At 41.5% G+C, this 22,398-nt stretch carries 19 protein-coding genes and 1 pseudogene; 11 read left to right on the forward strand and 9 right to left on the reverse strand.

Annotation, left to right across the window (positions count from 1 at the left end):
• Position 1 precedes the first annotated feature (1 nt).
• On the forward strand, positions 2–661 hold the full coding sequence (locus PHF18_RS10050) for an isoprenylcysteine carboxylmethyltransferase family protein (RefSeq protein WP_300102006.1): 660 nt from the start codon (positions 2–4) through the stop codon (positions 659–661).
• 144 nt (positions 662–805) lie between these two features.
• Here the strand turns inward: PHF18_RS10050 and PHF18_RS10055 are convergent.
• Positions 806–1,155 (reverse strand): annotated as a pseudogene (locus PHF18_RS10055) (RNA-guided endonuclease TnpB family protein); the annotation flags it as partial.
• 588 nt (positions 1,156–1,743) lie between these two features.
• On the opposite strand from PHF18_RS10055, the gene PHF18_RS10060 reads away from it, so the two are divergent.
• On the forward strand, positions 1,744–5,049 hold the full coding sequence (locus PHF18_RS10060) for a PAS domain S-box protein (RefSeq protein WP_300102008.1): 3,306 nt from the start codon (positions 1,744–1,746) through the stop codon (positions 5,047–5,049).
• A gap of 495 nt (positions 5,050–5,544) precedes the next feature.
• On the opposite strand, the gene PHF18_RS10065 is transcribed toward PHF18_RS10060, so the two are convergent.
• Positions 5,545–5,907 (reverse strand): VOC family protein, encoded by a 363-nt coding sequence (locus PHF18_RS10065; RefSeq protein ID WP_300102011.1) that lies wholly within the window; start codon positions 5,905–5,907, stop codon positions 5,545–5,547.
• A 240-nt stretch (positions 5,908–6,147) separates the two neighbouring features.
• Between PHF18_RS10065 and PHF18_RS10070 the strand changes: the two genes are divergently transcribed.
• On the forward strand, positions 6,148–8,181 hold the full coding sequence (locus tag PHF18_RS10070; RefSeq protein WP_300102014.1) for a trehalase family glycosidase: 2,034 nt from the start codon (positions 6,148–6,150) through the stop codon (positions 8,179–8,181).
• A gap of 90 nt (positions 8,182–8,271) precedes the next feature.
• Here the strand turns inward: PHF18_RS10070 and PHF18_RS10075 are convergent, their stop codons facing one another.
• The 3 genes from PHF18_RS10075 to PHF18_RS10085 all read right to left on the reverse strand — a co-directional run bounded on the left by PHF18_RS10075 (position 8,272) and on the right by PHF18_RS10085 (position 10,114).
• Positions 8,272–8,481 carry a hypothetical protein gene (locus PHF18_RS10075; protein ID WP_300102017.1) on the reverse strand — a complete coding sequence of 70 codons (210 nt, stop codon included), beginning with the start codon at positions 8,479–8,481 and terminating at the stop codon, positions 8,272–8,274.
• Between the two features lie 695 nt (positions 8,482–9,176).
• Positions 9,177–9,350 carry a hypothetical protein gene (locus PHF18_RS10080; RefSeq protein ID WP_300102019.1) on the reverse strand — a complete coding sequence of 58 codons (174 nt, stop codon included), beginning with the start codon at positions 9,348–9,350 and terminating at the stop codon, positions 9,177–9,179.
• 368 nt (positions 9,351–9,718) lie between these two features.
• Positions 9,719–10,114, reverse strand: coding sequence for a Mov34/MPN/PAD-1 family protein (locus PHF18_RS10085; protein ID WP_300102024.1), 396 nt, complete (start codon positions 10,112–10,114; stop codon positions 9,719–9,721).
• A 337-nt stretch (positions 10,115–10,451) separates the two neighbouring features.
• On the opposite strand from PHF18_RS10085, the gene PHF18_RS10090 reads away from it, so the two are divergent.
• Entirely contained in the window at positions 10,452–11,675 is a 1,224-nt protein-coding gene (locus tag PHF18_RS10090; RefSeq protein WP_367279186.1) for an NADP-dependent malic enzyme, read from the forward strand.
• 164 nt (positions 11,676–11,839) lie between these two features.
• On the opposite strand, the gene PHF18_RS10095 is transcribed toward PHF18_RS10090, so the two are convergent.
• Complete coding sequence (locus PHF18_RS10095) at positions 11,840–12,088, reverse strand: hypothetical protein (RefSeq protein WP_300102030.1); 249 nt, start codon at positions 12,086–12,088, stop codon at positions 11,840–11,842.
• Between the two features lie 193 nt (positions 12,089–12,281).
• A complete protein-coding gene (locus PHF18_RS10100) occupies positions 12,282–13,274 on the reverse strand; it encodes a transposase (protein WP_300102033.1) in 993 nt (330 codons plus the stop codon).
• 202 nt (positions 13,275–13,476) lie between these two features.
• Between PHF18_RS10100 and PHF18_RS10105 the strand changes: the two genes are divergently transcribed.
• From PHF18_RS10105 to PHF18_RS10120, 4 genes are all read left to right on the forward strand, one after another.
• Positions 13,477–14,166, forward strand: coding sequence for a class I SAM-dependent methyltransferase (locus PHF18_RS10105; RefSeq protein ID WP_300102035.1), 690 nt, complete (start codon positions 13,477–13,479; stop codon positions 14,164–14,166).
• Between the two features lie 847 nt (positions 14,167–15,013).
• The gene (locus PHF18_RS10110) at positions 15,014–15,160 is read left to right on the forward strand and encodes a hypothetical protein (RefSeq protein ID WP_300102037.1); all 147 of its coding nucleotides are present in this window, start codon (positions 15,014–15,016) and stop codon (positions 15,158–15,160) included.
• 2 nt (positions 15,161–15,162) lie between these two features.
• Positions 15,163–15,705: a GNAT family N-acetyltransferase gene (locus PHF18_RS10115; RefSeq protein WP_300102039.1), complete on the forward strand. Its 543-nt coding sequence runs from the start codon at positions 15,163–15,165 to the stop codon at positions 15,703–15,705.
• Positions 15,706–16,207: 502 nt separating this feature from the next.
• A complete protein-coding gene (locus PHF18_RS10120) occupies positions 16,208–16,372 on the forward strand; it encodes a hypothetical protein (RefSeq protein WP_300102041.1) in 165 nt (54 codons plus the stop codon).
• 181 nt (positions 16,373–16,553) lie between these two features.
• Here the strand turns inward: PHF18_RS10120 and PHF18_RS18075 are convergent, their stop codons facing one another.
• Entirely contained in the window at positions 16,554–16,724 is a 171-nt protein-coding gene (locus tag PHF18_RS18075; RefSeq protein ID WP_367279185.1) for an AN1-type zinc finger domain-containing protein, read from the reverse strand.
• Positions 16,725–17,235: 511 nt separating this feature from the next.
• On the opposite strand from PHF18_RS18075, the gene iorA reads away from it, so the two are divergent.
• Genes iorA through PHF18_RS10135 form a run of 3 tightly spaced genes read left to right on the forward strand, consistent with a single transcriptional unit; the run spans position 17,236 to position 21,120 of the window.
• Positions 17,236–19,131: an indolepyruvate ferredoxin oxidoreductase subunit alpha gene (gene iorA / locus PHF18_RS10125; RefSeq protein WP_300102044.1), complete on the forward strand. Its 1,896-nt coding sequence runs from the start codon at positions 17,236–17,238 to the stop codon at positions 19,129–19,131.
• Positions 19,128–19,820 carry an indolepyruvate oxidoreductase subunit beta gene (locus PHF18_RS10130; RefSeq protein WP_300102047.1) on the forward strand — a complete coding sequence of 231 codons (693 nt, stop codon included), beginning with the start codon at positions 19,128–19,130 and terminating at the stop codon, positions 19,818–19,820. Before iorA ends, PHF18_RS10130 begins: the two co-directional genes overlap by 4 nt.
• Entirely contained in the window at positions 19,813–21,120 is a 1,308-nt protein-coding gene (locus PHF18_RS10135) for a phenylacetate--CoA ligase family protein (RefSeq protein WP_300102050.1), read from the forward strand. Before PHF18_RS10130 ends, PHF18_RS10135 begins: the two co-directional genes overlap by 8 nt.
• Before the next feature lie 153 nt (positions 21,121–21,273).
• On the opposite strand, the gene PHF18_RS10140 is transcribed toward PHF18_RS10135, so the two are convergent.
• The gene (locus PHF18_RS10140) at positions 21,274–22,377 is read right to left on the reverse strand and encodes a mechanosensitive ion channel family protein (protein ID WP_300102106.1); all 1,104 of its coding nucleotides are present in this window, start codon (positions 22,375–22,377) and stop codon (positions 21,274–21,276) included.
• Between the last annotated feature and the right edge of the window lie 21 nt (positions 22,378–22,398).

Consider the following 22,398-nt stretch of genomic DNA (forward strand, 5'->3'; position numbering starts at 1 on the left):
AATGGCAAGACAAAGAAATAGAACGGAAGATTGGATCAGCTGGGTTATAAGCATCTTTATGCTTTTGCCGGCGGCTGCAGTCTGGATGATTACGGACGAGAGGTGGAGCTCTTTAAACCATCTGCCGTTCTATGTTTATGCAGGAATCCTTGTATTCTACCTGCGGGCAGAAAAATTCGCATACAAAGGCACGGGCCTTTCAGGAAGACAGTTTCATAAATGGACTAACCACCTGCTCTTATTCTTCTGGTGGCTACTTTTAATTGTCCCGGCTCTTGAATACAGCCTTTTTTCACGGTACAATTTTGCCGTTATAGTTATAGGAGCAATGCTGACAGTATTTGGAACGGTCCTCCGGGCATGGGGTGTATGGACACTGGGTGAATACTTCTCTGCCCATATAGAGATCAAGGACAACCATAAGCTTATCGAAAACGGTCCATACAAATTCATCAGGCATCCGGCTTATGCGGGAAACATAATACAGGTTGTCGGCATTCCTCTTATTCTCAATGCTTACTATTCCCTCGGCATATCGGTAGTGCTGATCTTCCTGTTCTTATACAGGTTGAAGCTCGAAGAAGACGCCTTAATCCGGGAAGTGAAAGGGTACAGGGATTATGTAAAAAGAACGTACAGGTTGATCCCGAAGGTATGGTAGATTCAAAAAATATGGTGGACTAAAAGATCACATGTGTGAACTACCCCACCTGCCTTCTGCTGAAGGCGAGGAAGGGGCTTCCTGGTTCATCCCTTTCTTTTTTGTGAACAAGTACCCAGGCCTATCCCCTACGTTCCGCAGGTGTCAGATAACTATCAGATTTTGATCTTGAAGTGAGAATTTTTTGAGATTAATAGCGGCATTTATGTCCCTATCATATTTTGTTTTGCAGTCCGGACATTCCCATTCCCTAACATCAAGAGTCAGATTAGAATTGTGATAACCACAAACATTACACAACTTAGAAGAAGGCTCAAATCTTCCGATTCTTAGAAGAGTTTTTCCTAACCATTCCACTTTATATTCCAGTTTGGTTACAAAGCTGCTCATGATGCATCTGAAATCGCTTGAGCTAAACAATGATTCTTTCGCATCCCTTTAACATTCAAAGTTTCCAACGCTATTGCCTGGTTCTTGCTAATCAGTCTAAAGTTAGCAGGCTTAACTTCTCTAACAATAATTTTCTGTAAGTCAAACCTTGATATTGATTTCCCAGTTTGTTCGACTGTTATAATTATTAAGTTATATACTACTGTGCGAAGCTGCGCTTTCACTTCCAACCTGTCGCTTTGCTCCGAGGGAGGGGGACTTCTCGCTGTGCCTCTGCGCTCCCAAAGTTAAAAACATGAGATCCAGAGAAGCAAATTTTGAGTTTTGGAATCGGCTCATTAATATTTTATGAATGAACTGCTATAACTAAATAGGAGTAAACTTACGATTACGTACGTTTTAAAAACAAATAAATGCACCTTGTTCAATGTATAAAATGTTGATTTTTGCTGCGGGATTTAGAACATGCAAAACAGGACTGTTGGAGCGATTCTTGATTAAATCTGAATAACGAGCACACCACGTGTTTGGAAAAAAGTAGAGATATTCTTACGCTTACGGTTTTCAGTAATTAATTCCCCGAACACCAAAATATCCAGGAGTCAAAATTGTGAAAAATAGAGATGTGGATGCCTTATACGTGGGGCAAAGAAATTTTTTCCTTTACATACTCAAGTCGGAGAAGGTGTGAAATGGTAGAAAGCCTGAGAAAATCTGGTATTGATGTTATTGGGGATATACCCTGGGGGACACATTTCTGCCAGTTCTACCAGACAAAAGAAGATTTGATGGACATACTGGTCCCCTATTTCAGAGCCGGGTTGGAAAATAACGAATTTTGTATGTGGGTCGTATCACAACTCTCGGAAGTAGAAGAGGCAAAAGAGGGCCTTAGAGGGGCAATTCCTGATTTATATACTTATCTGGAGAATGGGCAAATAGAATTCATTCCCTTCACGCACTGGTATTTGAAAGAGGATAATTTCGATTCGGAAAGTATCTCAAATGTTCTGGTTGAAAAATTTAACCAGGCACTGGCTAATGGCTACGATGGTATGAGGTTGGGAAATTCTTTCCGGCTGGAAAAAAAGGATCGTGAGGATTTCGTTAATTATGAGATCAGAGTGGATTCTGTAATAGGCAAACACCCCACAATATCTCTATGCACTTATTCCCTCGATATGTGCAGTGCAACCGAAATCATCGACATTGTCGCAGGTCATCAATTTGTTTTGTCCAGGAAAAAAGGAATATGGAAACGAATAGAAAATTCAGGGTGGAAGAATACCGCAGAGTTCAAGCAGGCTGAAAAGGCACTGAGTGAGAGCGAGGAGAAGTATCAAACCCTGTTTAATTCCATTGACGAAGGTTTTTGCATCATCGAGATGATTTTTGATGCAAACGGCAAGCCGGTTGATTATCGATTCTTGGAGACAAATTCAGCGTTCGAAAAGCAAACAGGGTTACATGAAGCTACAGGGAAAACGATGCTGGAGCTTGTTCCGAATCATGAAGAATACTGGTTTGAAACGTATGGCAACATCGTCCTGACTGGTGAGCCAAAGCGCTTTATTAACGAAGCGAAGCCGCTTATGGGCGGCTGGTTCGACGTCTGCGCATTTCAGTTCGGAGGGCGGGAAAGTAACAGAGTCGCCATTCTTTTCAATGACGTCACCGAGCGCAAAAAAGCAGACGTTGCCCTTCAAAAAACATGCGACAATTTAGAAGAAAAAGTTAAAAAACGCACATTTGAACTTGATAAATCTTATAATTCGTTACTGGAAAATGACATAAGACTCAATGAAGCTCAAAAAATAGCCCACATTGGAAATTGGGATTGGAATCTGTTGACTAATCGAGTATTCTGGTCTGACGAATTGTATCGTATTTTTGGACGCGATCCTCGAGAACCAGGCGCATCTTTCGATGAACTTTTAAATTATATACACTCCGACGATCGAGACTATGTGAGTAATGTCGTTAAAGAAGCCTTAAGCGGAAAACCCCTTAACATTGATTCCAGGCTTATCTTAGCTAATGGAGAAAAGTGCATAATCCATTTACAGGGAGAATTTATTTTTAATGAAGAAAATGCCCCTGTTCGGATGAGAGGGACAATCCAGGATATAACCGAGAGTAAAAAAGCAGAAGAGAAAATTCAGAATATGGCGACTGTTGTGGAATCATCAAACGACGCCATAATAACCGAGTCTCTTGATGGCATCATTACCACCTGGAATAAAGGTGCAGAGCAAATTTATGGTTATTCGGCTAAAGAAGTTGTGGGAAAGCCCATATCTATTCTGGAGCCCTCCACATTAACTGAAGAAACAAAAGAATTAGCTGAGCTGATTACACAGGGAGATAGAATCCACCATTATGAGACTTTAAGGTTAAGAAAAAATGGCAAGATAATAAATGTCTCACTAACTATTTCTCCGATTTTTGATGCCTCTGAAAAGCTGATCAGTATCTTAGTTATTGCCAGAGATATAACCCGAAGTAAAATAGCAGAAGAAAATCTTCGGAAAAACGAGGAAAGATACAGGATTGCCACAGAGCAGACAGGACAGGTGATATATGAGTATGATTTGAGAACAGATAAGAGCACCTGGGCAGGCGCCATAGAAGAGGTTACAGGGTATAGTTTTGAAGAAATCCAGAAGCTTGGCAAGGAAATCTGGCTTAAAAATATCCATTTCACAGATATGGATCGTGGGGAGGTAAAATATCAGAGTGTGAGAAAGACCGGAGGCCGATTTAAGGAAGAATTAAGATTGAGAAAAAAAGATGGAACCTGTATTTATATAGAAAACAGGGGGATCTGGCTTACAGATTATGAGGGTAAGCCTTACGGGGCTGTAGGAGTACTGAAAGATATTTCAGAGATAAAATTTGCGATAAAAAATCTGGAAGATGGTGAAAGGAAATACCGCTCTTTCATACATAATTTTTATGGGATTGCTTTCCAGCTGGATGAAAACTTTGTTCCTGTATTTCTACATGGTGCTGTTGAAGAGATCACAGGATATAGCGAAGAGGAATTTATGTCCCGGATTAAGTGGGAAGACATAATCCATCCGGATGACCTGTCTCTCGTTCTTAAAGAAGAGGAAAAGAGTCGAAGTTCTCCAGCCGCCAGTTACAAAGAAATCGAATATCGTATAAAGCACAGGGACGGAAGAATCAGATGGGTCAATGAAATTTACCAGAAAATTCAGAGAGAGGATGGAAAGCCGGAATTCTACCAGGGTACGATTTACGATACGACCGAAAAAAAAGAGACCGAAAATTTCCTTGCAAATATCGAAACTGCCCGTAAAAAAGAAATCCACCACAGGATCAAAAATAACCTGCAGGTAATCTCCTCCCTGCTGGACCTGCAGGCTGAAAAATTTAATAACAGAGAATTTATTAAGGATTCGGAAATCCTTGAAGCCTTCAGGGAAAGTCAGGATAGAGTAATATCCATGGCTCTTATCCATGAGGAACTGTACAAAGGTGAAGGGTTCGATACACTGAACTTTTCGTTGTATGTTGAGAAACTCGTTGAGAACCTTTTCCAGACATACAGGCTTGAAAACACCGATATCAGATTGGATCTGGACCTGGAGGTAAACATTTTCCTTGATATGGATACTGCAGTCCCATTAGGTATAATAATCAACGAACTTGTTTCAAACTCTCTCAAACATGCATTTGTAGATAGAGATAATGGTAAAATTCAAATCAAGCTTTGTAAGGAAAACTCCCTGGAGGAAGACTCCAAGGAAAGCAAAGACAATAGAGCAGGAAGCAATAATGAGGGCTTAAAATACACCAATTATATTATGACAGTATTAGATAATGGGGTAGGTGTGCCTGAAGGTTTTGATCTGGAAAATCCTGACGATCTTGGGATACAACTGGTAACCACTCTTGTAGACCAGTTAGAAGGCAGAATTGAACTAAAAAGAGATAACGGGACAGAATTCATTATAAGGTTTACAGCAGCGTAAAAAAGCAAGGATAATAACCATTTCAAGAGTCGTTCCCGGATGACCTTCTTAAGTTTCAGGTTTTTTTCCACTCTCTTTACAGCGACTTTCAGGATTGGGGTTTTCCTTAACAAAAGGTCAATAGAAAAAGGAAACTAAAGAGAAGTAAATTCTCCCTGCTTCTCAAAGCAACCAAAATTCCTTCATCCGGCAGCCCCCATAAACCGTTTTTAATATCAGTTTCAGGCACCGGCACTCTCACCGGCCGCGAAGCGGACGGCTTTTTCCAAAAACAGAAAAAGAGAAAATTAAACACAAACACAGCACCTTCTTAAATTTAAAATCCAATCATACGAAGGTCATGTTGGTAACTTAAAAAAATATTTGAATAACCTTTGAAGGATACTTCTATGACTAAAAAGAACATTCCCGTGACTAAAAAGAACAGATCGATGACTGAAAAGAACAGATCGATGACTGAAAAGAACAGATCGATGACTGAAAAGATTGTATCATTCACCCTTTTTTTGAGTGTTCCACATATTCTATTACCGACCCGTCCGGATGCCTTACTGTCATATTCCTCCCGGTCGGAACCTTATCCGGCCCCCGGATAATTTCTGCTCCTTTTTCTTCCAGATAAGCCCTGAACTCATCGAGAGAATCAACAAGAAATGTAGCCCGAGTACTTCTGAATGGTTTCATAGCTTCTTCTGAGCCGGCTATTAGCAAAATGTCTCCTATCTGAGCCAGTTCCAGGCCGATTTGCGGGATTTCGAAGCGCATGGCTGCGGGAGTGCCTGAGAGTTCTTCGTAGAATTCGAGGACGGAGTTCAGGTCGGGAATGTAGAGGCGGGAGAGGGTTTGAAGGACTTTCATATTATTGGACTCTTTTTAATCTCATTTGAAATTTTCGAAGTCTTTACGTTCTCTATTCCAAAATAACCTGACATTCTGTGCAGGTTTATTTCAATCCTATCTTATCCTTAAATTAATAATCTTCAATTAAAGGATTTTTTGAATTCTACGTTATAAAGAGAAATATTTAAAACTTAAAGGCGGTGTTTGATTATTTACATTTGGATTTTTATAACTAAGAGATGAAAAGGAAATAAATAAATGAACAATAGGAATAAATTGATTTCAGTGGTCTTAGTTTCAACTGTTCTGGTTTTATTTTTACTCCTTGTATCGTCTACAGCATTGGAAAATAAGGACTCAAGAGAACTGAGCACTCCAAATAAGGGGATCAAACTGGAACCGATTTATGGAGCAGAATACTCGGACATTGAAATCCCGGCAGAACTAACTTCAAGCTCAATGTGTTCTGCAAATCTTACGGTAAAAAACACGGGTACGGACACATGGATTAAAGATGGGAAAGAGCCGGTTTGTATATCTTATCACTGGAATAACACAAATGGAACCGTTATTTATGACGGACTCAGGACATTTCTTCCATATAATGTAAGCCCTGGAGACACAATAAATTCCGAAGTCCTGATAAAAACCCCTGACCAGGAAGGAAATTATACGCTTGTCATAGACCTGGTTAAGGAGGGAGTTACCTGGTTTGAGGTACAGGGTACCAACCCCCTTGAAAAAGAAGTTGAGATCTCAAAACGAGTTCTGGAACAACAGGGGAAACTCGAGTACAGGACAGACTATCCGGAAATTAATAAACTACAGGCTCTTATAGTAAACACAACAAATTCTTCTGCAACTGTTTTTGTAGATAATGGAAAACCGATTCTTGGATTTTATGCAGGTTCAGGTTATCCGCAAATATGGGTCCGTGATAGTGCAACTGTTATTCAAACAGGAAGATATCTTTTCCCGGAGACATTCTTTAGTTCTTGGATCGAAGCATTTTGTGAGAACCAGATGGAAAACGGTTCAATTCCTGATTATATTTCTCCATATGGCAGTGATAAGAATACAGTTGAAACCGATCAGGAAGCGAGTCTTGTTCACTCTGCATATTTATACTATAAAATGACTGGAAATACTTCCTGGCTTGAAAAAACGGTACGAGGGGAAAGAATTATTGATCGGCTGGATGATTCTCTGATGTGGGTATTAACTAACCGGTATAACAATAATTACGGGCTAATAAGCGGGGCTTACACTGCAGACTGGGGGGATGTCCAGTTTGAAGACACTCCCGGAACCCACGTTTCAGAAAAAACACACTGGACATGCGATATTTATGATAATTCGTTCTTTTTTCAGGCATGTAATGAACTTTCTTTAATGCAGACGGATCTTGAAGAGAATGAAAGGGCAATTTTCTGGGCTGATACTGCACATTCAATCAAAGAAAACGTAAACAAATATCTCTGGCAGCAGAAGAAAGGATACTATAAGATGCATGTCCGGATCTCACCAGTTAACTTAGATTTTAATGAGGAAGAGATGTTTCCAATGGGTGGAAACGTGATTGCTATACAGTCCGGTCTTGCAAATCATACTCAGGCAGAGCAAATCTTTGAAATCGCCAGAGAAAGAAAAATACAGGTTAACTCAAGCACAATTGGCTGTGTACTTATCCCTGCTTATCCTTCAAGTTTTTTTGCAAATACTATTATGGACGAGGAGTACGAGTATCAAAATGGTGGCCAATGGGACTGGTTTGCAGGCAGATTGGTTCTTGAAGAATTTATTAATGGTCGTAATGAAGATGCAGTTGTTCACTTAAGAGAAATTGCAAATCAGGATAATAATGTGGGAGGTCTGTACGAATGGTATACCCTGAACGGTACAGGCAAAGGCAGTCCAATGTATTTAGGAAGTGCAGGCGTACTGGGGCAATGTGTGATAGAAGGATATTTCGGTGTTGATCTCTCAAATAATAGTCTGGTAATTACGCCAGGACTCGGGACAGATAACGGTTCTATATCTCTTTACGAACCCACTTCAGATACCCGGTTCTCATACAATTACACCGCGTTTCAGAATAATACAATACTATTTGATTATGAGACAAATTACCCCGGAGAAATCAGATTTAACTTCTTAGTCCCTGAAAATAAAAGAGCTTACATAGACTCGGACATTCTTCCCGAAAGTACTTACAATAAAAATGAAAATGGGAAATATCTTACATTTAGTAGCGAGAGCAACAGATCAGTTTACAAAATTGTTTACTACTAAGCTGTGAGTATACAGTGTCATAAATGCCGGGAAGCTGGGTAAATTTGAAATGGGGTTTTCCTCATTTCTTTTTTATTGAATGTTTTGTAATTATTCAGATCCCAAATCAGGTGAGATTAGGCCCCCGGATGCTTTCTCTACTTTTTCTTCCAGAAAAGCCCTGAACTCATCGAGAGAATCAACAAGAAATGTAGCCTGCATGCTTCGGAATGGTTTCAGAGCTTCATCCGAGCTGGCTATTAGCAAAAGGTCTCCTACCTGAGCCAGTTCCAGGCCGATTTGTGGGATTTCAAAACACATGGCTGCGGAGGTTCCGAAGAGTTCTTCATAGAATTCGAGGGCGGAGTTAAGGTCGGGAATATAGATTCTACCATCTGTATTTCGTTAAAATCTTTGAATCTGCCAGCCCCACGTTATGGCTTTTACATTTGAGATTGAATCGGCAGAGGGTTCCAATAAAAAGCCGCCGGTATCAAAAAACCATTCTTTTGACCAGACCCGGCCTGTGCCTGAAGAGAAATTTTCAGCCTGTCCGGACAGCTTTAATTTTCATCAATTTCATGGTATAGTCCCCCACTTGCAATACCTAACTTATTGCTGGATTCAAATTTATGCAATATCTTTACATTTTATCCACAAGTGAGGAATGGCTTCAGGATAAGTTCAAAAATAAAGTTATATCCTTTTGTCGCATTTGAAGCACTATTCTTGATCTTGGTGAAAAAAACGTTTATTTGCAGCTGCAGAACCGCTTAGCCCTGGCAAATGCAATATCAGCATATAAAGGGGACTTAACTAAAATTCAAACGTAAAGAGAAAAAAGGAGATATAAAAAGAAAATATTGAATATTTAACTCCGGTAAGCAGAAAAAAGATTTTTTGCGCTTTCCGGCGTTTTGTCCAGCTGGAGGCTTGATTAATGTATTTTTACACTTTCAACCTCATTTTCAACCTCATTTAACAGAGTTTTTTCGTTCCCGATCCGCTATTCTTTTTTAATACCTTGTTGCTTCGGTTTTTTTCGAATTGGAACTTTTATTTGGCCTGAAAGCCCGCTCCGGGCATTTCTTGGAATCGGTTTTCCCGCGTACTTCAAATCCGAGGCTGAAACATTCGCCCTTTAAATCATCTATAACCGTATAAAATCTGCAGTCTTGGCATGTAGGCATTAGGATTACTACCTCCAGATACGTGAAGGCTATCTGGTTCTTGAGTTCCAGATACGTTTCCCGGATACAACCTTGAAGCTAAAGCCGCCTCCCTTTAAATGAAGGTACAGGGTGTATCCCATAATAAATAATGTGCATCTGTAAATAAAATGTTTTTGGTAGGGAATAAGGCAGGCAGCAAGCGGGTTCAGGAGCTAAATTGCTGCCCCCTCAAGCTTTATATTGAAAAAAAAGGAAAGGTTGTTCCGGAGAATAACGCAGGGATATTAGTTTGATGTTACCCGGACATATCTCTGAATAATAACTGTATGTTGCAGGGAGATGCATTCATATCATGTTTTTTATCATGCCTTAATTCTGTGATCTTCTCAAAACTCCTCGTCCTCTTCGAATTCTACATCAAGGACAGGAAGTTCCCTGATATTTCCTTCCCTGTCGTAGCAGGTCCAGCTCTCCCTGTCGTATGGGCGGCCCGCTATAATATGGCAGTTTCCGGTTTTTGAAAACATGTGCAGGTCAGCTTTTGAGGGCCTTCGTTTTGGTCCGGGATGGCTGTGGACCGAGCCTGCGGCTTTTACATTTGGCATCATGAAAAGCCTGAGGACTGCATTTGAGTCGCTTGACTCGGTTCCGGGCAGGATAAGCACCTCAGTTATTATTCCATCCTTCTCCTGCAAAAGCCCGGCAAACTCTTCAGGAGCCATTGACCTGCTAGCTTCAAGGATAAAATCAAGAGTATCACGGGCAATTCCTTTAATCTGCATACAGGGTAATTCTCCTGAAATGGTATATCTCTTTCTGGAAAGCGAGATCTAAAAACTGAGGAATCACTGGAAAGAAAAAAAGAAAAAAATCATGGGTCATTTTCTTCCATCGGGTTTATCTATTATTTATACAAATATTTATACAAATAATTAAATAACATAATATATCTTACACGCGGTTTTTCCGGAGGTTAACTATCCGGACACAGGGTTTGGTGTAGCACAGGGGGTTTTCGGAATAAAAGACGTTCATTCGGTTTCAGGTTCGGGAAGAGCTCCGGAAGAAAATATGGAGAAAAAATCTGAAAGAGATTCTCAAAAGGACTCCGGAAAAGGTATGGAAAAGAATAGCGACACTCACGCTTCATTATATCAGGAATCGCTTGCAATGCACAGGAGGCTTGAGGGTGTACTTGAAGTTGCAAGCAAGGTCCGCCTCCGTACAATCCACGACCTCAGCGTTGCCTATACGCCCGGAGTTGCTGAGCCCTGCCGGAAAATAAGTGATAACCACAATCTGGTCTACCTTTACACCCTTAAGAAAAATACAGTTGCTGTCGTAACGGACGGGTCAGCAGTGCTAGGGCTTGGGAACATAGGGCCGTATGCGGCTCTGCCGGTTATGGAAGGAAAAGCAATTATCTTCAAGGAATTTGCCGGCATAGACGCTTTTCCGATCTGCCTTGACACCCAGGATACCGAAGAGGTGATAAAAGCGGTAAAATACCTGGCTCCGGTTTTCGGAGGCATCAACCTTGAAGACATCAGTGCACCCCGCTGTTTTGAAATCGAGACAAGACTCCGGGAAGAGCTTGACCTTCCTGTTATCCATGACGATCAGCACGGGACAGCCATTGTCGTATTTGCCGGGCTTCTGAATGCCCTTAAAATAGTGAAAAAGGAGCTGGGGGAGTTAAAAATAGTTATCTCAGGGCTTGGGGCTGCAGGGGTTGCAATTTTCAGGTTCCTGGTCCGGGCAGGTGCAGATCCTGCAAAAATTCTTGCCTGTGATAGTAAGGGACTTTTGTACGAGGGGCGAGAAGAAGGCATGAACTATATAAAAGAGGAAATTGCAAAGCTTACAAACCCTGAAAAAATAAAAGGTGGTCTCAAAGAAGCTTTCCCATGGGCTGACCTTTTTATAGGGGTTTCAGTCGGAGGGATCGTGACCGAGGATATGGTCCGCTCGATGGCAAAAGACGCTATTGTAATGGCAATGGCAAACCCTGTCCCTGAAATCATTCCCGATGCTGCAAAGCGGGCAGGGGCAAGAATTGTTGCTACCGGCAGGTCGGATTTTCCAAACCAGCTCAATAACTGCCTGAGTTTCCCGGGGCTTTTCAAAGGAGCTCTTGGCACCTGTGCGAGGAGGATAACGCCTGAAATGGAAATGGCAGCAGCCTATGCCCTTGCAAATGTTGTGACTGTGGGCGAGCTCTCGGAAGACTACATAATCCCGGAGCCTCTTGATAAGCACGTTGTGCCTGCCGTTGCAAAAGCTGTTGCCAGTGCGTCACTTGAAAGCTGTGCTGCAAGAAAAAACCTTGAAGACAGTATCTGAAAGACTCAAACAGTATCTGAAAGACTCAAACAGTATCTGAGATTCCAAAATTTCGGCTGAAAAAGCTCTGTTCACATATCAGAATACTATCGAAGTCCCGGAAAAAAACAGTTGAAAATATCAAAGCAGTTCTTAAAACCAAAAAAGAAAGTGTCAATTGGAGTTTATTCGGCTTTGTTTTTTTTAATTTCTTCCAATATTTTCTTCTGTGTCTCTGCGATCTCTTTTAATGTTGCATTGATCTCTGTCAGAATCTCCATCGTGTTTTGTGTAGTGATGGTTTCCTGGATTTCTACCAGGCACGTCTCAGTTTCCTCCATTTCTTCCCTTTGTAGTTCTCGAAGAACATCTCCCAACACGCCAAATTCACGGCTCTTTTCATCGGTTACTGTCTCTTCATCTTCAAGATTCATGCTTCTAACATTGCTGCGAGATATAAATAGATTAGTTTTTTAGTTTTTTAGCTTTAGAGGGAATTTATCAAAATGAGCTTTAAGATATTGAAAACAAATGTAGGATACGGGAAACAGGCCAATAATGAATTAATTAGGAGTTACGCAGTTGGGCCTCAACATATCGTTTTTAACAATCTCACTCCGACCTTAATTAATTTAATGTGTATAGAGGGTCATTTAAGTATGCTGTCACTGCCACTCTTCTAATTTTCATGGCACTTTCAAACCATGAGATTCCACTTTTGACTCTCTGTAATTCCAATCTTAGAAAAGCTCTTAATGAGAACATTATATGTGCTCTTTGCGACTCTTCCTTTCTTGCCTGACATTTTTCGACCCCACAGAATTGCTTAATCCCTCTATGATATTCTTCAATTTTCCATGACTTCTTTGCCAAATCTTCACGTTTTGATTCATCCATATCCTGCACATCTGTAACCCAGTGTTGCGTGTCTCCATCTTTTGAAACTATCCGAAACACCTTTACAAATCCATATGCTTTGAGGTGAACCACAAGTCCTTTTGGAGGAATATCTACTGTTTCAAGTGGCACGTTTCCCTTGTTGTCAGGATTTACCAAACGATTAATCTTTAACCTTGTAAGAAAGTGCCATTCTTTCTTCCTTATGGCTTTAAGGTTTTTCACACTTGCATACCATGTATCAAACAAAACAAATTCTGGATTAAAACTACGTTCTTCGGCTTTGTCAAGCATATCGAGGAAATGGTCATTCTTTGTTTTGTCGTCTTCATCGATGTTATAAATTCTAAAATCGACAGGTATAACGGTTGTACCGTCTGTCCAAACTAAGGTAACCAGACCTATTCCTTTTACAGTACGATGATGTTTTCCACTCCACATACGACGAACAAAAGCCATTTCTTTTGCATATGGTTTATCTAATGTTGAATCGTCAACAATTAGAAAGCCTTCCTTAGGCTTGACATAATTTTTTACCTCCTCCCATAGCGCTTCTGTATCTGGAGTTTGTCTTTGAAGTAAGCGAGTAAAAGAGTCATGAGCAGGAGCATTATCTACGATTGGATAACATCTAGCGGCTTCAGTACAACTAAAAACGTTAGAAGCCGCAATGAGAAAATTAATGTATTCAAAGTCGTTACACTTGGGTGGATTTATGTCCATAACTCCGTACGTTTTTGGGGAATTACTATAATATAATTATATTTTAAATGAAATTAACTTTTCGGCATTTCAAGTGCGTAAGTCCTATTAATTATATGCAGAACAAAGATGTATGCAGTAAAAAGGAAAAATGCAGGACAAGGCATATGCATTAAGAAGGTAAAGAAGCCCCCTTCCTGGGTGCTAAAACCTGGTGGAAAAAATGAGCGAAATTCAACGAAAGTTTGATGCTATTTCAAAAAAGTATGATGAACAGAGAAGAAAGTTTATACCCTGCTTCGATGACTTTTATGGAGCAGCGGTATCCGTGGCGTCAGTAGATTCTGAAAATCCATGTATCCTGGACATAGGTGCCGGAACAGGCCTTTTATCGGCATTTCTGATGAAAAGATATCCAGAAGCATCATTTACGCTTATTGATATCTCAGAAAAGATGCTGGATATGGCAAAAGACAGGTTTGGAAATAAATCAAACGTAAAATACATTGCAGCAGACTATTCAAAATATGATTTCACGGAAAAATACGATCTGGTGGTGTCAGCCGTATCTATCCATCACCTGGAAGACGAAGAAAAAAAGGAGCTTTATAAAAAGAGTTACTCCATACTCAAAGAAAAAGGAGTTTTTATTAACGCCGATCAGGTACATGGGGAAACCCCTTTCATAGAAAACCTGAATAAGACGACCTGGAAACAGCATGTCGAAAGCAGCGGCTTACCCGAAGAAGAAATACTGGCAGGTTATGAAAGAGTTAAGCTTGATAAGGATACATGCCTGGACAAGCAGCTTGATTGGCTTAAAGAAGCAGGTTTTTGTGATGTTAGCTGTATATATAAGTACTACCAGTTTGCAGTGATGTTTGGGAGAAAACCGGATCTAAATTATAGTTAAAGAAGTTAAGGGAATTGGGGGAGTTGAAGACATTGAAGACGTTGAGGGTTCGATAAAACCAAAATATCATATAAAAAGCAAATCTTCTTTTCATTTTCATGAGTGTAATTTAAATACAACTGTTGCATTATATTAGATAGGTGGTGGGAAAATATCGTATTGTAAAGGGATCTCTATGAATTGGATGAACATCTTTCATGATCCCCACCCCCTAAAATTACTTTTCTGGAGTTCTTTCAGATTTTATTAGAAACTTAAAACTTAACGGACAGTTTTCTTTATTCTGGCTTTTTTGAGCATGCGGAGGTGCGGTTCCTGGAGCCCGGACGGTCGCGCCATTATGGCAATCTCACAGACTTGCATGTAATTGATTTTGTATCTATGCTCGGGGGATTTATCCTCGGAAAATATGCTTGAATCAGGCTGTTATAGTTTAATAACAGCTTTAATTACTTTATGTCTTAAACGCTGGTTAAGATGGAGGCTTCAGAAAGAAGCTGGAAATAGACCCGGAAAATACTGATTATTACGCCATCGAGGAGCGATATATAGCAATTCTTGAGCACATGCTCGAATTTAAAAAGAAAAATGTATCGATTAAACAGATTGTGGATTGGGTGAAGGAGAATTCTGTTTTGATTTAATTAAATAACAAGATATGCCAGCTAATTTTGATTTTCGCAATTTTTCTTATTCTTTCAGGAAGGGAAGGTATTATCACTATGTACTCTATGACTTAAATCGAATGATTATAAGCATATTGGTGTGTTGCTCGTGCAGCAAAAATATATAAGCCTGGCATAGAATATACAATTATATAAGTTGCAATCTTATCGAGGGTAATATTATGGCAAAACCCATTGAATTCGGGCTTGTTCTCGAAGGCGAGGACGCAAAAGAATTCTTAGAGAATGATAAAAATCCTGTAGTAACCGATGAAATGATAGAGATGTTCAAGAAGGCTAGAGAAATATATGAAAGAAACAGGTTTTAAACTTGCCTTCGATTATTTCAAATTTTGAACTTATTATCGTTCCTTTGGACGAAAATTACGACATTTCTTCTTTTAGTTGCGCAAATTCGGAATTAAACGATTTTTTGAAAGACGATGCTTTAAATGACCAGACAAACCTGATCAGTAGAACAAGTTTGTGTTTCTGGAAAGGTGAACTGGTTGGGTATGTTACTTTAGCAGTAGATACGATCGGAACTAAAGAAGTATATGTAACAGATGGGCTCGAGTGTTACAGGTACAACAGGTATCCGGGAATTAAAATTGCAAGATTTGCTGTAGATTCCAGATTCGAAAGGAGAGGAATAGGTACCCATTTACTGTTTGCTGCAATAGGTAAAGTGTTATCGATTTGCGATAGTGTGGGATGCAGATACATTCTTGTAGATTCGAAAAAAGAATCAACCGGATTCTATGAAAAATATGGATTCAAAATCGCAGAGAGAAATAAGAAAAGAGATTTCGTTCCAATGTATCTCAATATGCAGCCGATCGTTGCTAAAATGAACCTTAAGAGTATAGACTGAGTGAAGTAAAATCCCTCTTGAATATTTGCTATAAAAGAAGTATTTGCTATAAAAGAAATTTGCTATAAAAGAAATGCTAGGGGTGTGCACAGCACATTTTGACTTTTTTGAAATTTAGAACTTTTTTCTTAATTCTGGCCATTTGATTTGCTGCTTATTCTTCATGCTTGCGAAGTCATTCTCCAGCCGGCTAAAAATTTGAATACCTTTTTTCAATCGGTAACTATTATCCGAAGAATATGTTCATATTTGGTTTAAAAAATAACAAGATGTACCAGTTAATATTGATTTTCGCAATTTTTCTTCTATTTTCAAGCAGGTAAGATTTCATTATTATTGAATCCGAGATCGGTATCAAGTTCTGCAGTGCCCACAGGTTAAAATGGCATCATCAGAACAATATCACAGACTAAATAAAGCTTAAAGTCGATGATTAGAAACTATTAAATATTTTGCACACAGTATAAGTAATAATTCAATTAAATCTGTAGGGGGGATTTGTATGGCAAAGAACACCGGTGAAGGTAGACGGGCTGGTGCCGTTAAGGGTAGATCTCAAGCGTATAACCCAAAAACCGATAAATGGGTTCAATTTGATGAGAATCACAAAATAATGACCAGCACCGACAACCCGCGAAAAGGGGTTAAAGGAAAAGGGAAAAAATAATTTGATATATATAAATATGCAAATGTTAAAGAACGATAGTGCTTTAAAACGGTTTTTATTTCTCTTTTTAGATTTCATCGAGTTTCTGGTGTCTTTATAGAATGAAAATAGAACACGCCTACCCTCTACTCAATATATACTGCTGAGGATAGGCTTTACTAACTGCCTTTAATAAACATTTTTATGTTGTTAACTTCTTTCTATTCACTGCGAAGATTTCCCATTTTTGTACTATCACTACTGAGCAATCATGGATTTCGGGCAACCTGCAATCCACACAAAATAGTTCTCCACAACGTTTGCACTTAAAAGCCATGATTTCAATCTGTTCACCGCAACATTGACATTTCAAAAATTTTCCCCCGCTTTAAATAATACCCTTATTGGCCATATAAGTAACTGTTTTTTGAATTAAAATTATATGTGATTATTAAGTTAGTAATCTTTAGTATCAATGAAAGAAACGGCTCGTAGTAGCTTCAACTGATATTAAAACTGATGTCATCGTTTTTTCTGTTTTGAATGTGTAAATTGTGGGATATGGTATTTTTAACTCTTCTCAAACAAACCGACTCTGTTTACGTGTAAACCAATACCCATCCCGAACCTCATAAAACAAAAACTTTATATTCGAATTTTACGTACTTCTTCCCGCAGTGTTGTACATAGATGTGCGTCGCATTCCAGTAACGTAAAAAAAACGGCGAAATATCCTAAAATATATTTTTTCGAATTCTCAAAAATAATTTTATCAGATTCTTTGGGAATTCAGGTTCGTTTTCAACCTCATTTCATTCTCTTTGAGGCTTGTCAAAATTTATCCAATTCATTAAATTATTACCCGCGATCCGAGATGAGTTTATTTGACTGAAAAAAAACTGTTAATGGGTAATGAAGCCATTGCACTTGGAGCTATAGAAGCCGGAGTCCAGGTAGTTACCGGGTATCCGGGAACCCCTTCGACCGAAGCTCTTGAGACAATTCTCAGGTATGCTGACAGGTGCGGGATTTATACCGAGTGGTCGAGCAACGAAAAGGTTGCACTTGAAACGGCTGTGGGAGCGGCTTATTCCGGGGCAAAGGTGCTTGTTACCATGAAACAGGTAGGGTTAAACGTTGCATCCGACCCCCTTATGAGCCTGACCTACATCGGCGTAAAAGGGGCTCTTGTCCTGCTTGTAGCCGACGATCCGGGCCCTCATTCCTCTCAGACCGAGCAGGATACCAGGGCTTTCGGGCATTTTGCAAATATCCCTGTCCTTGACCCTGCAAACCCGCAGGAAGCGTATGAGCTTACAAAGCTGGCTTTTGAGCTTTCACATGAATTCGAAATTCCGGTCATCCTCAGGACTACCACAAGGGTTTCCCACAGTTGCGGGGATGTTGAGCTCGCAATCGCAGAACCTGCGGCTGTTGAAGCTTCCTGTGAAGGCTTTACAAAGGACAGGCGCTGGACGATATTTCCAAGGCTTACTGCCGAGAGGCACCCCTGGCTTGAAAACGTGCAGGTGCAGCTTTCCGAGCGCTTTTCGGGGTTTCCTTACAATTCCATTTCGGGAAGCGGAAAAATAGGGATAATAGCCTCAGGAGTTTCCGCTCTCTACGTAAAAGAGGCTGTAAAGGGTTTTGAAGAGCTTTTCACCCTCTTTAGGGTCGGGACAGTGTATCCGTTTCCGGAAAAGGCAGCCCTTTCCTTCTTAAAGGGGATCGAAAAACTGATCGTGATCGAGGAACTTGACCCTTACCTCGAAGAACAGGCTCTCCAGCTTACCGGAAGGGCTCACCTGCCTGTTGACATCTATGGGAAAAAGAATGGGTTCTTCCCGGTGAGCGGGGAATATAATGTTGATATTGTTATTGACGGCGTCAACAAAGTGCTTGCGGACCTCGGAGAAACTTCTCGCATTTCCCATGCTTCCCCTGCAATTCTGAGAGGAGAACTTCCGCCCCTGCCGGTCCGGGCTCCTACCCTCTGTGCAGGCTGCATGCACAGGACCGTTTTTTATGCATTTAAGCAGGCTGCAAAACAGCTTAAAAAGGACTCTCAGATTGAGACTATTTTTTCCGGGGATATAGGCTGTTATACCCTTGGAAACGCATACCCTCTCAACATGGTTGACACCTGCCTCTGCATGGGAGCAGGGCTGAGTATTGCCGCCGGGCTTTCCCGCACAAATCCTGAAGTAAAGCAGGTAGCTTTTATCGGGGACTCGACCTTTTTCCATTCCGGCATTCCAGCTGTGGTAAATGCTGTTTACAACGGAGCCGATGTTACCCTTGCCATCCTTGACAACCGCACAACTGCCATGACAGGACACCAGCCCCATCCCGGAATAGGAGTGACTGCCCTTGGAAATCCCTCAAAAGCCATTGACATTGCCAGTGTGGTCCGGAGCTGTGGAGTTGAGTTTGTAAGAACCGTGGAAACAGGCAGCCCGGAAAACAGCCTGGAAAATAGCCTGGAAAATAGCCTGGAAAACTGCATTGAGGCGGCAAAGGAAGCAATGGAATTCAAAGGTCCCTCTGCAATTGTGTTTAAAGGAAAATGTGTAGGGATTACAAAATCAGGGACACGACTTACAATTGATCCTGAAATCTGCACAGGCTGCGGGTTCTGCGTAAAGCAGCTCGGCTGCCCTGCAATATTCCTCCCGCCGGGAGAAGACAAACCTGTCATCCAGGACAGCTGCAGCGGCTGTGGGCTCTGTGCACAGATCTGCCCTTCAGGAGCCATAAGCGAAGGTGGGGTGAAGAAATGAAATCCGAAGGAGCAAAACCTGAAGGAGCAAAACCTGAAGGGACAAAACTTCAGGGAATGAAGTATGACATTCTGATTGCAGGCGTTGGAGGGCAGGGTGTGGTACTTGCTTCCCGCATGCTTGCGCTTGCTGCAATGAAAGCCGGGTTCCGGATGAGCACTGCCGAAACCATAGGCATGTCCCAGAGGGAAGGTTCGGTAAGCAGCCATATAAGGATCGGAGATGAGATCCAGGGTTCCCTTATCCCTGCAGGGCAGGCAGACCTGCTTATAGGGCTTGAACCTGCAGAAACCATAAGAAATCTGCCTTTCCTGAAAAAAGGCGGAAAAATCATAGTGAACTCTCATTCCATCCCTCCTGCATCAAAGCCCCCTGGAAGTCCTGAATACGACCCTGCAGCTTTGCTGACTTTTCTGGAAGCCCACGTTCCGGGTATACTTTGCCTCGATTTTACACAGCTTGCAGAAGAAGCAGGCACATACCGGGCTGCGAATGTTGCAATGCTGGGAGCGGCTGTAGGCACGGATATGCTGCCTTTTTCAAAAGAAATTATTCTGGCAGTACTTGAAACCGAAATCCCTGAAAAACACAGGGCTGTAAACAGGGCTGCGTTTGAAGGTGCAATCGAAAGAATTAAGCTAATCCCCGGGCACCCAGACGGGGAACAGAAGGTGAAATCAAATGTATGAAGCATCCTTGAAGTCTGAGCTCGATCCGGAGGTCCAGCTCTACCACCCCAAACTCTCAGAAGAAGATACCCTTGAAAAACTGAAGGGACTGCTTAAACGTGTGGTTGAAGGAAGCCCATTTTACCAGAAAAAGTTCAAAGAAGCAAACGTAGATATCGAGAAAATCAGGTCACTTGAAGACCTGAAACTCCTGCCTTTCACACACAAAGAGGAACTCAGGGATGCCTATCCCCTCGGGCTGCAGGCAGTGCCTGATTCCTTCGTCGTAAGGATCCATTCTTCCTCCGGAACAACCGGCAAGCCTGTCATTATCCCCTATACCCGTAAGGATGTCGATGTCTGGGCAGAACTGATGATGCGCTGCTACATGCTGGCAGGTCTTACCAACCAGGACAGGATTCAGATAACCCCCGGATACGGGCTCTGGACTGCAGGGATCGGGTTTCAGCTCGGAGCCGAGCGCCTTGGAGCAATGGCAATACCCACAGGCCCTGGAAACACCGAAAAACAGCTTGAGCTGCTTACCGACCTCAAGACCACAGCCCTTGCAAGTACATCTTCATATGCACTTTTGCTTGCCGAAGAGATTGAAAAGCGCGGCTTAAAGGACCAGATCAACCTCCGGGTAGGAGTTATCGGTTCCGAACGCTGGAGCGAGAAGATGCGCAGCAGGATCGAAACCGAACTCGGGATCGAGACCTTCGACATCTACGGACTGACCGAAATCTATGGTCCCGGAATTGCCCTTGACTGTTCCTTCCACGAAGGGATGCACTACTGGTCCGATCACCTGCTTTTTGAGATCATCGACCCTATCACTGGCGAGCAACTTCCTGAAGGCACCCTCGGAGAACTTGTAATTACCACCCTCACAAAGGAAGGAGCACCCCTGATCCGCTACAGGACAAGAGACCTGACGCGTATAATCCCCGGACTCTGTAAATGCGGCTGCCCTTTCCCAAGGATTGACAGGATCCTCGGAAGGTCTGACGACCGCATAAAGTTCAAGGCAGTAAATATCTACCCGGGCCAGATCGAGGATATTGTCCACAGGGTTCCCGGAGTAAGCAGTGAGTATCAGATCCTCCTTACGCGTAAAGACGGCAGAGACAGCATGATTTTCAGAGTTGAAATTGAAGGGGCAGAAGATCCTTTAAAGAAAGAAAAAACTGAAAAGGCCCTGGGAAAAGCGTTCAAGGACTTTATCGGCGTAAGCGTGGATATTGTGGGCGTAAAGCTCGGGGAACTGCCAAGAAGCATGAAAAAGACAAAAAGAGTGATCGATGAAAGGGAACTTTAAAATCCTTTCATCATTTTAGCTCCCTTTCATTAAACATTTGATCGACTTTTAATCGACCTGTTTTATTACCCTGTTTTATTACCCTGTTTTATTACCCAGTCTTATTACCCAGTCTTATTACCCTGTTTTATTGACCTGTCTTATTACCCAGTCTTATTGCTCTGTTTCATCATCTGTTCTATCGTCAATATCAGTTAGCCTGCTCCTTGGAGCATATTTCATTTTACTTTTTTCTGCTGAGGCGGATTTTTCAGGAGACTTTTCCTTCTGAATATCTGTCTTGTACACGATAGTCCTGTAAGGATACGGAATTTCGATACCTTCACTGTCAAAGCGCCTTTTAATTGCTTCCCTTAATTCACACCCTGAACTGTATGCATCGCTCCTGTCCTTAAACCAGACCAGCAGGCGAAGATTTACGGCAAAATCTCCAAGCTCTGTCACGTATACATTAACCTCTCCTCTGTCCCTGAAATCCGGGTCTACATTACGGAGCACGGAAAGGTTCTTGAATCCATTTGCAAAGGTCTCAGGTTTCAGGAAACTGGGCTTTACAATACTGTACTCCATTTTCTGGAGAGGCATGACCAGGGGATGTTTTCTGGCTTCTTCAATCATGATTTTTTTTGCCAGGCTAATATCAGAATCATAGCTAATTCCAACATTTACCGGCCAGATAACCGCAGGGTCTTCTATGGTCCAGTTGATTACTGCCTCATTGCTGATTACTGAGTTAGGGATGATCAGGCGCCTGTTATCCCAGGTTATAATTACCGTATGCCTGAGGTTGAGGTCCGTAACCTTTCCGTATTCATTCATAATATTCAGCCTGTCTCCAACCCTGAAAGGTTGAAAAAGAGCAAGGGAGATGCCTGCAATAATGTTGCTTAGCGTGCTCTGGGCTGCAAAACCGATAACGATACCGGCAAGCCCTGCCCCTGTAAAGAGGGCTACAGAAAGACTACGCAGGTCAGGAATACTGAATATTATAACAATCAGACCTAAAAAATAGATTGATGCAACAATAACATGCCTGAACATCCGGAAAGACGTGGTGTCCATGTGCAGTTTGCCGCTTGCTTTTGTGAAGTAATTCTCCATAAGGTGGTTTACAGTCCTTGCGATAAGGATGGTGCCAATACCTATGAAAATGATGAATAAGAAGGTACCGAAGTTAGCCGAGAACCAGGTGAATGTTTTATCTAATATTTTGTCAAGGTAAGACATATTTACTGCAAAAGAGGAGGGGGTATCCAGGGGCGTATTTGGGGTAGAATT

This window comes from Methanosarcina sp. (assembly GCF_028693135.1).
Classification (GTDB): Archaea; Halobacteriota; Methanosarcinia; order Methanosarcinales; family Methanosarcinaceae; genus Methanosarcina.

Coding starts and splice junctions, on each gene's coding strand:
- PHF18_RS10050 (WP_300102006.1), top strand. CDS start 2: ATGGCAAGACAAAGAAATAGAACGGAAGATTGGATCAGCTGGGTTATA.
- PHF18_RS10060 (WP_300102008.1), top strand. CDS start 1,744: ATGGTAGAAAGCCTGAGAAAATCTGGTATTGATGTTATTGGGGATATA.
- PHF18_RS10065 (WP_300102011.1), bottom strand. CDS start 5,907: ATGAAAGTCCTTCAAACCCTCTCCCGCCTCTACATTCCCGACCTGAAC.
- PHF18_RS10070 (WP_300102014.1), top strand. CDS start 6,148: ATGAACAATAGGAATAAATTGATTTCAGTGGTCTTAGTTTCAACTGTT.
- PHF18_RS10075 (WP_300102017.1), bottom strand. CDS start 8,481: ATGTGTTTTGAAATCCCACAAATCGGCCTGGAACTGGCTCAGGTAGGA.
- PHF18_RS10080 (WP_300102019.1), bottom strand. CDS start 9,350: ATGCCTACATGCCAAGACTGCAGATTTTATACGGTTATAGATGATTTA.
- PHF18_RS10085 (WP_300102024.1), bottom strand. CDS start 10,114: ATGCAGATTAAAGGAATTGCCCGTGATACTCTTGATTTTATCCTTGAA.
- PHF18_RS10090 (WP_367279186.1), top strand. CDS start 10,452: ATGGAAAAGAATAGCGACACTCACGCTTCATTATATCAGGAATCGCTT.
- PHF18_RS10095 (WP_300102030.1), bottom strand. CDS start 12,088: ATGAATCTTGAAGATGAAGAGACAGTAACCGATGAAAAGAGCCGTGAA.
- PHF18_RS10100 (WP_300102033.1), bottom strand. CDS start 13,274: ATGGACATAAATCCACCCAAGTGTAACGACTTTGAATACATTAATTTT.
- PHF18_RS10105 (WP_300102035.1), top strand. CDS start 13,477: ATGAGCGAAATTCAACGAAAGTTTGATGCTATTTCAAAAAAGTATGAT.
- PHF18_RS10110 (WP_300102037.1), top strand. CDS start 15,014: ATGGCAAAACCCATTGAATTCGGGCTTGTTCTCGAAGGCGAGGACGCA.
- PHF18_RS10120 (WP_300102041.1), top strand. CDS start 16,208: ATGGCAAAGAACACCGGTGAAGGTAGACGGGCTGGTGCCGTTAAGGGT.
- PHF18_RS10130 (WP_300102047.1), top strand. CDS start 19,128: ATGAAATCCGAAGGAGCAAAACCTGAAGGAGCAAAACCTGAAGGGACA.
- PHF18_RS10135 (WP_300102050.1), top strand. CDS start 19,813: ATGTATGAAGCATCCTTGAAGTCTGAGCTCGATCCGGAGGTCCAGCTC.